11 protein-coding genes are annotated in these 12,066 nt (G+C 62.1%); 4 read left to right on the forward strand and 7 right to left on the reverse strand.

Translation table 11 applies throughout. The annotated features are described in order from the left end of the window. Nucleotides 1–24 precede the first annotated feature (24 nt). The 4 genes from KVQ74_RS00360 to KVQ74_RS00375 all read left to right on the forward strand — a co-directional run bounded on the left by KVQ74_RS00360 (nucleotide 25) and on the right by KVQ74_RS00375 (nucleotide 4,056). The gene (locus tag KVQ74_RS00360) at nucleotides 25–189 is read left to right on the forward strand and encodes a DUF1328 domain-containing protein (RefSeq protein ID WP_003177151.1); all 165 of its coding nucleotides are present in this window, start codon (nucleotides 25–27) and stop codon (nucleotides 187–189) included. Nucleotides 190–191: 2 nt separating this feature from the next. Continuing rightward, a complete protein-coding gene (locus KVQ74_RS00365) occupies nucleotides 192–656 on the forward strand; it encodes an inhibitor of vertebrate lysozyme family protein (RefSeq protein ID WP_217829013.1) in 465 nt (154 codons plus the stop codon). Between the two features lie 701 nt (nucleotides 657–1,357). Then, nucleotides 1,358–2,689 (forward strand): glutamate/aspartate:proton symporter GltP, encoded by a 1,332-nt coding sequence (gltP, locus tag KVQ74_RS00370; protein WP_217829014.1) that lies wholly within the window; start codon nucleotides 1,358–1,360, stop codon nucleotides 2,687–2,689. Between the two features lie 137 nt (nucleotides 2,690–2,826). Further along, the gene (locus KVQ74_RS00375; RefSeq protein ID WP_217829015.1) at nucleotides 2,827–4,056 is read left to right on the forward strand and encodes a nucleoside recognition domain-containing protein; all 1,230 of its coding nucleotides are present in this window, start codon (nucleotides 2,827–2,829) and stop codon (nucleotides 4,054–4,056) included. Between the two features lie 68 nt (nucleotides 4,057–4,124). Here KVQ74_RS00375 and KVQ74_RS00380 read toward each other — a convergent pair whose 3' ends face one another. The 7 genes from KVQ74_RS00380 to KVQ74_RS00410 form a co-directional block, all read right to left on the reverse strand. Beyond that, the gene (locus tag KVQ74_RS00380) at nucleotides 4,125–4,751 is read right to left on the reverse strand and encodes an ABC-type transport auxiliary lipoprotein family protein (RefSeq protein ID WP_217829016.1); all 627 of its coding nucleotides are present in this window, start codon (nucleotides 4,749–4,751) and stop codon (nucleotides 4,125–4,127) included. Continuing rightward, on the reverse strand, nucleotides 4,748–5,686 hold the full coding sequence (locus tag KVQ74_RS00385) for an MlaD family protein (protein ID WP_217829017.1): 939 nt from the start codon (nucleotides 5,684–5,686) through the stop codon (nucleotides 4,748–4,750). Before KVQ74_RS00385 ends, KVQ74_RS00380 begins: the two co-directional genes overlap by 4 nt. Nucleotide 5,687: 1 nt before the next feature. Beyond that, on the reverse strand, nucleotides 5,688–6,491 hold the full coding sequence (locus KVQ74_RS00390) for an ABC transporter ATP-binding protein (protein ID WP_217829018.1): 804 nt from the start codon (nucleotides 6,489–6,491) through the stop codon (nucleotides 5,688–5,690). After that, nucleotides 6,488–7,636: an ABC transporter permease gene (locus KVQ74_RS00395; protein ID WP_217829019.1), complete on the reverse strand. Its 1,149-nt coding sequence runs from the start codon at nucleotides 7,634–7,636 to the stop codon at nucleotides 6,488–6,490. The genes KVQ74_RS00390 and KVQ74_RS00395 overlap by 4 nt, the downstream gene beginning before the upstream one ends. 55 nt (nucleotides 7,637–7,691) lie before the next feature. Then, nucleotides 7,692–8,720, reverse strand: coding sequence for a DUF5924 family protein (locus KVQ74_RS00400; protein ID WP_217829020.1), 1,029 nt, complete (start codon nucleotides 8,718–8,720; stop codon nucleotides 7,692–7,694). A 107-nt stretch (nucleotides 8,721–8,827) separates the two neighbouring features. Beyond that, nucleotides 8,828–10,219 carry a M16 family metallopeptidase gene (locus KVQ74_RS00405; RefSeq protein ID WP_217829021.1) on the reverse strand — a complete coding sequence of 464 codons (1,392 nt, stop codon included), beginning with the start codon at nucleotides 10,217–10,219 and terminating at the stop codon, nucleotides 8,828–8,830. Nucleotides 10,220–10,379: 160 nt separating this feature from the next. Continuing rightward, on the reverse strand, nucleotides 10,380–12,038 hold the full coding sequence (locus KVQ74_RS00410) for a Na/Pi cotransporter family protein (protein WP_217829022.1): 1,659 nt from the start codon (nucleotides 12,036–12,038) through the stop codon (nucleotides 10,380–10,382). Nucleotides 12,039–12,066: the final 28 nt, after the last annotated feature.

A 12,066-nucleotide genomic window follows, 5' to 3' on the forward strand; every position in this document is an offset into this window, starting at 1 on the left:
TAAATAGAAGCAAGGAGAATCACCATGTTGAGCTGGGCAATCACATTCCTGATCATTGCCATCATCGCCGCCGTACTGGGCTTCGGTGGTATCGCGGGCACCGCCACGGGTATCGCCAAGATTCTGTTTGTCGTGTTCCTGGTGATGTTCATCGCATCGTTCTTCTTTGGCCGTCGCGGCCGAGGTTGACCATGAGTGCTTTAAAGACACTGGCAGCCGCCCTGCTTCTGGGCGGTAGTGCCATGGCGATAGCGGCCAATGATGGCCAGGCGCGAGTCAATGAGTTGCTAAGCTCTGACGCGCAATACAGGGAAACCTGGGAAGGCGTGGTGAAAAAGGAAGAACGCCTGCCGGAATGGGTGATGAACCTCTCCGGAACGCCAGACCAGCAAATGAATGCAGTGACTGAAGATGGCGACAAGTATCTGGTCGGGCCACTCTGCGAATCGCAGGACAAGTGCCTCAACCACCGCCTGATCGTCGCTTTCAGTTTCGACAAGAAGCATGCCTACGCCATGCTGGTCGATGTGCCCGAGGGACTGCCGGCCGACAAGTCGCCCACGCGACATGCCACCTACCGCTTCCTCGGCAAACCCGATCAGGGCATGCAGGATCTGTTGATGGAAACATTGAAGAAAGATCCGAACTGGTACTGAAGTTTCGAACATGAGGGCAGTGAAGCTGCCTTCCATTGCGCCCACCCGAGGAAGGCTGGCGCATGACCAAGGGGCCGGGACGTTCTGACTGTTTCAGGGTCGGAGTGACCTACGGGTACAGGGAGTGCCTGCGTCGAGGGCCGGGTCAGGGTAAAAGCTGCGACGCAAGTTCGCCGGCGTCACTCGCCCTGGCGGGCTTGCGAAGGGCTTTGTCGCGACAAAACGTTGATCTAGAGCGCTCTGCTCGTCTCTTTTCTCCAGCACACTCCCCGCGAAACCGTTTCGCCGTATTTCCAGCCGACCGTATATCGAGAAAGCAGCGAATTAATGGCTCGGACTTTTTGTCTCTGAACGTGGGCTTTTTCCGAAATTTCCGACGCAATTCTGCTGATCAAAAAACATCCGGACTACGCTGGAATGGCCGGTTCACGGCACTTATGCCTGCCGAAATGTCGTATTCGAACCGGTTGGGACGCCAGTTTCATTTGAAAAATCTCATGCCGATTCGGCATAGGGTAGGCGTTTACGGCATTAGACGTCGCAACCCCGCATCGGAATAGTTGCGCCTTTTTTCGCCTGCCGGAGAGCGCAAATACGCGCTTCGGGGGCACCTTATACGGAGGCAGATGCACAGACTTTTCCGCCAAGAGCGTTCCAGTTCCTGCATGTGCCTGAGTCAAACGCAAGTAAGGGTAAAGATAATGAAGAAGGCAAAGCTTAGCCTCGCCTGGCAGATCCTCATCGGTCTGGTATTGGGGATTGCAATCGGTGCGTTGCTCAACCACTTCAGTGCCGAGAAGGCGTGGTGGATCAGCAACGTCCTGCAACCGGCAGGCGATATCTTTATCCGTCTGATCAAGATGATCGTGATCCCGATCGTCATCTCGTCCCTGATCGTCGGCATCGCCGGTGTGGGCGACGCCAAGAAACTCGGGCGCATTGGCCTGAAGACCATCATCTACTTCGAAATCGTCACCACCATCGCCATCATCGTCGGTCTGTTGCTGGCCAACCTGTTCCATCCGGGTGCCGGCATCGACATGAGCACCCTGGGCACCGTGGACATCTCCAAGTACCAGGCCACCGCTGCCGAAGTACAGCATGAACACGCGTTCATCGAGACCATCCTCAACCTGATTCCATCGAACATCTTCGCGGCCATGGCCCGTGGCGAGATGCTGCCGATCATCTTCTTCTCCGTGCTGTTCGGCCTCGGTCTGTCGAGCCTGCAATCGGACCTGCGCGAGCCGCTGGTGAAGATGTTCCAGGGCGTTTCGGAAAGCATGTTCAAAGTCACCCACATGATCATGAACTACGCCCCGATCGGCGTATTCGCACTGATCGCGGTGACCGTCGCCAACTTCGGCTTCGCTTCGCTGCTGCCGCTGGCCAAACTGGTGATCCTGGTTTACGTCGCCATTGCCTTCTTCGCCTTTGTAGTGCTGGGCCTCATCGCCCGCCTCTTCGGCTTCTCGGTGATCAAGCTGATGCGCATCTTCAAGGATGAGCTGGTGCTGGCCTACTCCACCGCTTCGTCCGAAACCGTGCTGCCGCGCGTGATCGAGAAGATGGAAGCCTACGGCGCACCGAAAGCCATTTGCAGCTTCGTGGTGCCGACCGGCTACTCGTTCAACCTCGACGGTTCGACCCTGTACCAGAGCATCGCGGCCATCTTCATCGCTCAGCTGTACGGCATCGACCTGTCGATCAGCCAGCAACTGCTGCTGGTCCTGACCCTGATGGTCACCTCCAAAGGCATCGCCGGCGTACCGGGCGTGTCCTTCGTGGTGCTGCTGGCGACCCTGGGCAGCGTCGGTATCCCGCTGGAAGGCCTGGCATTCATCGCCGGTGTCGATCGCATCATGGACATGGCACGTACCGCCCTGAACGTGATCGGCAACGCCCTCGCCGTGCTGGTCATCGCACGTTGGGAAGGCATGTACGACGACGCCAAGGGCCAGCGCTACTGGAACTCCCTGCCGCACTGGCGCAGCAAGGAAAAGCTGCCGGCAGGTGAAACCTCCCGCAACTGATCCGAACCTGTCGGAGCGGGCAAGCCTGCTCCCACAAGGTCGCGACAGGCCTCACACACAAACCCCGGAGCAATCCGGGGTTTGTCGTTTCTGGCAGCCCCGCTATCATTCGCCGCATCTTCCGGGGGATTTGACTGATGCTTAATGGCCTGTGGCTTGGCTTCTTCATCGTGGCAGCCGTATCGGCGCTGGCGCAGTGGCTGGTCGGCGGCAACGCCGGGATTTTCGCGGCGATGGTGGAAAGCATTTTTGCCATGGCCAAGCTGTCGGTCGAGGTCATGGTGCTGCTGTTCGGCACGCTGACCCTGTGGCTGGGCTTCCTGCGCATTGCCGAGAAGGCCGGCATCGTCGAATGGCTGGCGAAAGTGCTCGGACCGCTGTTTCTGCGACTGATGCCGGAAGTGCCGCCCGGTCACCCGGCGCTCGGCCTGATCACCCTGAACTTCGCCGCCAACGGCCTCGGCCTCGATAACGCCGCCACGCCCATCGGCCTCAAGGCCATGAAAGCGCTGCAGGAACTCAACCCCAGTGCCACCATCGCCAGCAACGCGCAAATCCTGTTCCTGGTGCTCAACGCGTCGTCGCTGACCCTGCTGCCGGTGACGATTTTCATGTACCGCGCCCAGCAAGGCGCGCCGGATCCGACCCTGGTGTTCCTGCCGATCCTGCTGGCAACCAGTTGCTCGACCATCGTTGGCTTCCTGTCGGTGGCGTTCATGCAGCGCCTGCGCATCTGGGACCCGGTGGTGCTGGCCTACCTGGTGCCCGGCGCATTGATTCTCGGCGGCTTCATGGCGCTGCTGGCGACCCTGTCGGCAACGGCGCTGGCGAGCCTGTCGTCGATCCTCGGCAACCTGACGCTGTTCGGTCTGATCATGCTGTTCCTGATCATCGGCGCGTTACGCAAGGTGAAGGTCTACGAGGCATTCGTCGAGGGCGCCAAAGAAGGCTTCGACGTCGCCAAGAACCTGCTGCCGTATCTGGTGGCGATGCTCTGCGCGATCGGCGTGCTGCGCGCTTCCGGGGCGCTGGACTTCGGCCTCGACGGCATCCGTCATCTGGTCGAGTGGGCCGGTTGGGACACGCGCTTCGTCGACGCGCTGCCGACCGCGATGGTCAAGCCGTTCTCCGGCAGTGCCGCCCGAGCGATGCTGATCGAGACCATGAAGACCTCGGGCGTGGACAGCTTCCCGGCGCTGGTCGCGGCGACGATCCAGGGCAGCACCGAGACCACGTTCTACGTGCTGGCGGTGTACTTCGGCGCGGTGGGGATCCAGCGCGCGCGGCATGCGGTGGGTTGCGCGTTGCTCGCAGAACTGGCCGGCGTGCTGGGCGCCATCGGCGTCTGCTACTGGTTCTTCGGCTGAACAAAACCTCGGTGGGACATCTGTGGGAGTGGGCTTGCCCGCTCCCACATTCGGGTTCGATGTAAGGCTTAAGAGCGGGGCGGCGGGGCGACTTTCTGCCCTTGCTCGACCGCCCACGCCACGACCTTCGCGGTCAGCCGGTCACTGGCCTGACCGAACCCGGCGACCACCGCTGGCACCTTGACGTCGCTCAGCGGCTGACGCTCTTCGAAGCGGCGGCTGGCGAGGATTCGCTGGTCATAGCCGCGCACCAACAACACATCGAGACGCACCACGACGCTGGCCTGACTGCCCTGATATTCGGTCTGGAACGCCTGCAAGCTGCCGCCCAGCTCCAGATCCGCCTGGAAGTTGCTGTCATCGGTGCTCAGCAGCGTCACCCGGCCGTCACGCTGAAAGCCGTCCAGCAGTCGATTGCGCACCAGCACCGGCGCCGGATCGCTCCAGCGCGACGCCTTGTAACTGCTGATCACATCACCTTGCGGGATCACCGCGATGCTCGGTCGGTTCAACGCTTCGCTGGCCTGCAATTTGTTCAGCCGCAGCGACCAGTGTTGCGTCGCAGAACCGGCCGACGCAGGAACCTGGGCCGCCGGCAAACGGTAGACATCCGACGGCACCGACTCGGGCAGGATCGAGCACGCGCCGAGTACCGTGCCGATCAGGGTCAGAAGGGCGAGACGGGGCAGCTTCATGGCGTGAATTCCTTGTTCTTGTCACGGCCCAGCAGGTAGCCGCTGGGGTTGGCCTCAAGGCGTTGGGAAATGGCCCGCAGCGAGTTCAGGGTTTCGCGCAGTTCGCGCACGGCCGGGGCCAGGCCGTTGAGACCTTGCATGCCGCTGTCGAGGGACGTCTGGTTCTTGCTCAGCAGCTCATTAATGGTGGCGCTGCTTTGTTCCAGGGATTTCATCGCTTGGCTGGCGCTGCCGAGGGCCTGCTTGCCTTGATCGTTGAGCAGGCCGTTGGCGTTGCGCATCAGCGCCGAGGTCTGTTCGAGCATGCTGCCGGCCTGTTTGCCGACGCTCGTCAGTTGCTGCATGGCCTGACGCAGATCGCCGCGCTGATCGTTGATCGCACCGGTGGTCTGTTCGAGGTGAGCGAGGGTATTGCTGATGCGCTCGACGTTGTCCGCCGAAAACATCTGGTTGGCGTTGTGCAACAGCACGTTGATGCTGCTCATCAGGTCGCTGCTGTCGGTGAGCAGGCGGGCGATGGGCGAGGGCGCAGCGATCAGCGTCGGCAGATTGCCGTCGTGCCCCTTGAGCTTCGGACTCTGCGGCGTACCGCCACTGAGCTGGATGATCGAGGTGCCGGTGATCCCGGTCAGCGCCAGTTTCGCCTCGGTGTCTTCCTTGATCGGTGTGTCGCCGCCCAGGCGAATCCGCGCCAGCACCCGACGCGGGTCCTGCGGGTCGAGACGCAGGCTGACCACGTCGCCGACCTTGATCCCGCTGTACTGCACCGGACTGCCCTTGGACAGACCGCTGACCGCCTCGTTGAACACCACTTCGTAATCCTTGAACTCGGTGTCGACGCTGGACTTGGCCAGCCACAGACCGAAGAGCAGGGCGCCGGCCACCACTATCACGGTGAACAGGCCGATCAACACATGATGGGCTCGGGTTTCCATGTCAGACCTCGTTGAGCAATTTGGCGGCGTCCAGCGCCGAGCGGCCGCGAGGGCCGTGGAAGTATTCGTGAATCCATGCGTCGTCGGTTTCCGAGACCACGTCGATCGGCCCGGCCACCAGCACTTTCTTCTGCGCCAGCACCGCCACCCGGTCGGTGATGGTGTAGAGCGTGTCGAGGTCGTGGGTCACCAGAAACACGCTCAGGCCCAGCGCATCGCGCAGGGTCAGGATCAATTGATCGAACGCCGCCGCGCCGATCGGATCGAGGCCGGCGGTGGGTTCATCGAGAAACAGGATGTCCGGGTCCAGCGCCAACGCCCGGGCCAGCGCCGCGCGCTTGATCATGCCGCCAGAGAGGGACGCCGGGTATTTGTCCGCCGCCGACAGCGGCAGCCCGGCCAGCGCCAGTTTCACCGCCGCCAGATGCTCGGCGTCGTTGCGGCTCAGGCCGGCATGTTCGATCAGGGGCAGGGCGACGTTCTCGGTGACGGTCAGCGAAGAGAACAACGCGCCTTTCTGGAACAGCACTCCGAAACGCCGCTCGATCAGTGAGCGTTCGTGTTCGGGCAGGCTCGGCAGGTTCTTGCCGAACACTTTGACCACGCCCTCGCTGGGCTGACGCAGACCGACGATGCTGCGCAGCAGCACCGATTTGCCGCTGCCGGAACCGCCGACCACGGCAAGGATTTCACCCTTGTACAGATCCATGTCGAGGTTCTCGTGCACGCTCTGGCGCCCGAAGCGGTTGCACAGGCCACGAACTTCGATCACCGCCTCGGACGGCGCGCGGGGTAGACGACTCACCAGCCCATCTCCATGAAGAACAACGCGGCCACCGCATCGAACACGATCACCACGAAAATCGACTGCACCACGCTCGACGTGGTGTGGGCACCCACCGATTCGGCGCTGCCGCTGACCTTGAAGCCTTCCAGGCAGCCAATCGCCGCAATCAGAAACGCAAAGATCGGCGCCTTCACCAGCCCCACGAGAAAATGCTGAATACCGATGTCGGTTTGCAGCAGGGAGAGGAACATCGCCGGGGAAATCCCCAGCGACACCGCGCAGACCACGCCACCGCCAACGATTCCGCAGACCATCGCCAGAAAGGTCAGCATCGGCAACGCCACCAGCAACGCCAGCACACGCGGCACCACCAGCAGCTCCATCGGATCGAGGCCGAGGGTGCGGATCGCGTCGATCTCTTCGTTGGCCTTCATCGAGCCGATCTGCGCGGTGAACGCACTGGCGGTGCGCCCGGCCATCAGGATCGCGGTGAGCAACACACCGAACTCCCGCAGGAAGGCGAAACCCACGAGGTCGACGGTAAAGATGCTCGCGCCGAAACTGGCGAGCACCGTAGCACCAAGAAACGCCACCACGGCGCCGACGAGGAAAGTCAGCAGGGCAACGATCGGCGCGGCGTCGAGACCGGTCTGTTCGATGTGCGCGATCATCGGTGTGATCCGCCAGCGCTTGGGCCGGAACAGGCCTCGGGCCAGGGTTTCGAGGATCAGCCCGACGAAGCCGAGCAGTTGCAGGGTGTCTTGCCAGACCGTGTCGACGGCGCGACCGATGCGGGTCAGCAGTTGCACGCTGACGCTGATTTCCGGCTCCTTGATCGGTACGCAGAAATCGGTGAGCGAGCGGTACACGGTTTGCAGCAGCGCGCGGTCGGCGGCGGACAAGGTGCAATCGGGGTGTTCGGCGGACATGCCCAGACGCTCGGAACCGAGCAGTTCCACCAGCAGCGAGGCGCCGGCGGTGTCGAGGGCGCCGAGGCCATTGAGGTCGATAGGGGTGTTGGCGTCGTACTGGCCGTGGAGCTTTTCGCTCAGGAGCTTGAGGTCGGCGTAATGAGCAAGCGTCCAGTCCCCCGTGACCCGCAGGCGGGCAGGGCTGAGCGACGTGTCCAGTTGGGCATTACCGGTCATCGAGCGGCTGGTCATAAGCTCCGTGCTTGTTCGGCTGTTTACGCGAAGCTACGTAATAGCACGAACCCGGTTACTTTTCTTTGGTCGGTGTGCTGTCCGTGACGTTGAAGCGCAGCACGCCGATCAACTGGTCGTCTTCGGTCAGGACCCGCACCTGCCATTTGCCCACCGGATTGCCGGGGAAATTCTGCTTGTGCGTCCACGCCCGGTAGCCTTCCTTGCGCCCGCCATGGATATCGAGGGCGATGCGGTCGACCTCTTTGCCGTTGAACTGCCAGACATGATAGATCCGCTCATCCAGCCCGCGCGGCGCATTGATCGCGGTGTAGGCGTAGAGACCGCCGTTGCGGATCTGCTCGGCACTGACCTCTTCGAGGCTGGCGCCGGGGGTGCGATCCTGCACCTGGGTGCTGATCGCCACGTCGGTCATCCACAGCGTTGCCGGTGGCACCCAGGAACGCAGCACCCAGCCCACGCCGCCGATACCGACGGTGATGCCGAGAATCGCCAGCGCATTGCGCACGGTGCGGATCGGGAAGATCGACGCCAGGCTCGGGAACGACAGCACCACGGAAATTCCCAATGCCCACTTGAAGCTCTGCGAAGTGGTCAGGTGCATGATCACCGGCAACGCGGTGAGCAGGGCGGCGAACAGGGTCAGGGTGTGCAGCGCGAGAAACGCCCAGCGGCGCGGCGCCAGCCACTTGTAGTAGAGCGGGTCGACAATCGAAATCAGCGCCGCGACGCCGAGCAGCCCGGTGAACAACAACTGGCCGCTGTTCCAGGTGGTGGTGATGAAGAAGAACGGCAGGACGAAAAACAGGCTTTCCTGGTGAATCATCTGCGTCGCGTAGCGCAACAGCGGCTGGGGAATTTCCCGTTTGAAGACCCGTGTGAACAGTTGGGTCAGGCTGTTTTCCAGCATCAGCCAGATCCAGCTCAACAGCATGATCGTGGTGATCCAGCTCGCCAGCCCCTGCTGCCGGTCGACCAGGATGAAACTGCCGACCCCGGAGATGAAACCACCAAGCGCAATGACCCCGGGATAGCGCTTCATCAGTTCGAGAATGCGCTGGATCAGAAGGGTCAGTCTGGACATTTGGGCGGTTCACGACGTCATAGGAAAAAACCCCGACAGGGTAACGTCCGCGAGCGCTTGTGGCGAGGTTCGCGGTCAGTAAAAAACACACTGAAGCCCTGTTGGATTCAGTGCCTGGCCGAAGATTTGCGGCGGTGCAGACGCCAGCCGAGCAACGTCAGCAGCACAATTCCCAGGCCACCGACCACCAGCCATACCACCTGATCATCACTGAGCAGCGGCTTCTCGATCCGCAGATAGCCCGGTTGCAGCAACAGTTCGCGCATGGCCTTGTTCGCCGCGTCCAGCGTCACCCCTTGCAGCTCCCGGGCGGGGTCGGCGAAGCGGCCGTCTTCGTAGTCGCCCAGCGCGCTCCAGTAGTAGTCGGCCATCGCGCTGTTGCCCTGCACGGCCCAGGCCTGATGGGCGATGGCGGCTTGCTTGAGCCGGGCGAAGGTTTCGGGATCGAGGCCGTTTTTCAGCAGTTCAGCCTTCAGGTCTTCGAGCACCTGTCTGGCTTCGTCGATGTCATTGCGATCCAGATCGGCGTTCAGGCTCATGAAACCGACGCCACCGAACACCTCGCGCTCGGCCCATGGCCCGTAGGACAAGCCGTGTTCCAGGCGCAATTGGCGATAGAGCGCCCATTCCAGGTACTCCTTGAGCAGATCGAAGGTTTCGTCGTACTGATCGTCCAGCACCGGCTCAGGCACCAGCCAGTGCAGCTTGGCGCTGTCGCCAATGAAGCCGCGCATCAGTGTGCGTTCATGGGCGGCGCTGGTGCGGATGTCCGGCAACGGCCGGTGTTCGCTGGGGTCAACGGCCTGGAGCGCGCCCCAGGTGCGTTCCAGATAGGCCGGCAGCAGTTTGTCGAGCTCACCGACGACGATCAGGGTCATGTTGTTCGGCGCATACCAGGCCTTGCGCACCTTCTCCAGTTGTTGCTGGGTCAGTTTGTCGACCTCAGCCCGCTGCGGGCATTTCAGTCCCAGCTCGACCGCCAGTTGATTGCTCGCGCTGTGGCCCAGGTCCTGGCGGTCGAGGAAGCGTTGCAGACGCGTGTAATGTCCGCCGTCCTCGCGCTCGACCACGCGCTTGGCGGCGTTGATCGCGTTGTCGTCGATGCGGGTCTGGGTCAGCAGATCGAGCAACAGATCGAGGACCTTGCGCTGGTTTTTCGCCGGGGCTTCGATGACGAACGTGGTGTCGGCGTTGCTGGTGAAGGCGTTCCAGTCGCCGCCCAGCGCCTGCATGCGTTCCTCCAGACCGCCTTCGCCGGTGGCATCGATGCCGCTGAACAGCAGGTGCTCGAGCAGGTGCGGCAGCTCTTTCTCATCGCAATCGAAGTCATCGAGACCTACGCCGACCACCAGCCGGATCGCCACATGTCCACGCTCGGTGCCGGGCTTGAGCAACAGTTGCAGGCCATTGGGCAGGGCATAGCCTTCGACCTGAAAACGATCCAGGGCGAAGGAGGGCAGAGAACCGAGCAACAGACAAGCGAACAGCAGGCAACGCATAACAGGCTTCCATACGGCTGATTTGGAGATCCGTGTCGTCAGTCAGACCGCCTTCGCGGGCAAGCCCGCTCCCGTTGGTAAACCTGTGGGAGCGGGCTTGCCCGCGAAAACGGCCCCGAGGATGAACTCTGTGTTACTGACTGACCGCAGTGCCAGACGTTCAAGGCGAATGCGTGATATCCGTCAAATCGTCCGCCGCCAGCGCTCCGGTATCGGAGGTTTCCAGTACCACATAGGCGCTGCCGCAGAACAGTGAATTCAGGCGTTTCATGTCGGCAATCAGCTCCAGGTGCAGCGAACTGGTTTCAATACTTTGCACGATCTTGCGTTGCAGACGGCTGACATGGGCGTGGGCCAAACGCCGTTCCTGGGCGCGAAAGCGGCGCTTCTCGCGCAGCAACTGACGGGCGCTTTCCTTGTCGCCACTGAGAAACACCGACAGCCCCAGCCGCAGGTTGGCGATCAACTGCCCCTGCAACCCGGCCAGCTCCTCCAACCCGTCCTCGGAAAACGAACGGCGTTGCGAGGTTTTCTGCTGCTGGATTTTGCGCAGCATGCGTTCGATCAGATCGCTGGCGAGTTTGAGGTTGATCGCCAGTTCGATGATCTCCGCCCAGCGACGACTGTCCTGATCGCCGAGATCCTCCCGGGGCATCTGCGCCAGGTACAGCTTGATCGCGCTGTACAACGCCTCGACATCATCGGTCAGGCGGCGCATTTCCTGGGTCACCGCCGTCTGCTTGCCGTGCAGCACATCGCGGGTGGCGTCGAGCATGTTGTCGATCAGATCGCCCATGCGCAGGGTTTCCCGGGCCGCGTTGGCCAGCGCCAGACTCGGCGTGGCCAGCGCGGTCGGATCGAGATGGCGCGGTTTGGCGGTGCCGTTGACCTCCGGACGTTCCGGCAGCAGCCATGCGCATAACCGCGCCATCGGCCCGACACTCGGCAACAGAATCAGGCAGCGGGTGGTGTTGTAGAGCAGGTGGAAGCCGATGACCATTTCCTGCGGACTGAAATCCAGACTGTCGAGCCAGTGTACGAACGGATCGAGCACCGGGATCATCAGCAACAGCCCGATCAGCTTGTACAACAGGCTGCCCAGTGCCACCTGTCGCCCGGCGGCGTTCTGCATGCTGGTGCTCATGAACGCCAGCACGCCGCTGCCGATGTTGGCGCCGATCACCAGACCGATCGCCACCGGCAGGCTGATCACATTGGCCCCGGCCAGGGTCGCGGTGAGCAGCACGGCGGCCAGGCTGGAGTAGGAAATCATCGCGAACAGCGCACCGACGAGGGCGTCGAGCAGGATGTCGCCGGTCAGCGAAGCAAAAATCACCTTCACGCCCTTGGCATGAGTGATCGGCCCGGCGGCCTCGACGATCAATTGCAGCGCCAGAATGATCAGCCCCAAGCCGATGGCGACCCGCCCCATCTGCCCGAGCCGCGTCTGTTTGCGCGACAGAAAGAAAATCACCCCGACGAAAATCAGCAGCGGCGACAGCCACGACAGATCGAACGTCAGCACCCGCGCCATCAGCGCCGTACCGACATCGGCACCGAGCATCGTCGCCAGCGCCGGGGTCAACGCCATCAGGCCCTGACCGACGAAAGACGTCACCAGCATGGCCGTGGCGTTGCTGCTCTGCACCATCGCGGTGACCAGAATACCGGCAATGAAGGCCAGCCAGCGTCTGGACATGTTCTGACCGATCACATGCCGCAGATTGGTGCCGTACACCCGCAGGATGCCGGTCCGGACAATGTGCGTACCCCAGATCAGCAGGGCGACGGCAGACAGCAAATTGAGCAGGGTTAACATGCAGACCCCCTGTGTAAGCAGCGCCCCA

The organism is Pseudomonas botevensis, from assembly GCF_019145475.1.
Taxonomy (GTDB): domain Bacteria; phylum Pseudomonadota; class Gammaproteobacteria; order Pseudomonadales; family Pseudomonadaceae; genus Aquipseudomonas; species Aquipseudomonas botevensis.

What these genes read in the sequence shown, in the direction of transcription:
- KVQ74_RS00360 (WP_003177151.1), top strand. Translation starts at nt 25, where the DNA reads ATGTTGAGCTGGGCAATCACATTCCTGATCATTGCCATCATCGCCGCC.
- KVQ74_RS00365 (WP_217829013.1), top strand. Translation starts at nt 192, where the DNA reads ATGAGTGCTTTAAAGACACTGGCAGCCGCCCTGCTTCTGGGCGGTAGT.
- gltP (WP_217829014.1), top strand. Translation starts at nt 1,358, where the DNA reads ATGAAGAAGGCAAAGCTTAGCCTCGCCTGGCAGATCCTCATCGGTCTG.
- KVQ74_RS00375 (WP_217829015.1), top strand. Translation starts at nt 2,827, where the DNA reads ATGCTTAATGGCCTGTGGCTTGGCTTCTTCATCGTGGCAGCCGTATCG.
- KVQ74_RS00380 (WP_217829016.1), bottom strand. Translation starts at nt 4,751, where the DNA reads ATGAAGCTGCCCCGTCTCGCCCTTCTGACCCTGATCGGCACGGTACTC.
- KVQ74_RS00385 (WP_217829017.1), bottom strand. Translation starts at nt 5,686, where the DNA reads ATGGAAACCCGAGCCCATCATGTGTTGATCGGCCTGTTCACCGTGATA.
- KVQ74_RS00395 (WP_217829019.1), bottom strand. Translation starts at nt 7,636, where the DNA reads ATGACCAGCCGCTCGATGACCGGTAATGCCCAACTGGACACGTCGCTC.
- KVQ74_RS00400 (WP_217829020.1), bottom strand. Translation starts at nt 8,720, where the DNA reads ATGTCCAGACTGACCCTTCTGATCCAGCGCATTCTCGAACTGATGAAG.
- KVQ74_RS00405 (WP_217829021.1), bottom strand. Translation starts at nt 10,219, where the DNA reads ATGCGTTGCCTGCTGTTCGCTTGTCTGTTGCTCGGTTCTCTGCCCTCC.
- KVQ74_RS00410 (WP_217829022.1), bottom strand. Translation starts at nt 12,038, where the DNA reads ATGTTAACCCTGCTCAATTTGCTGTCTGCCGTCGCCCTGCTGATCTGG.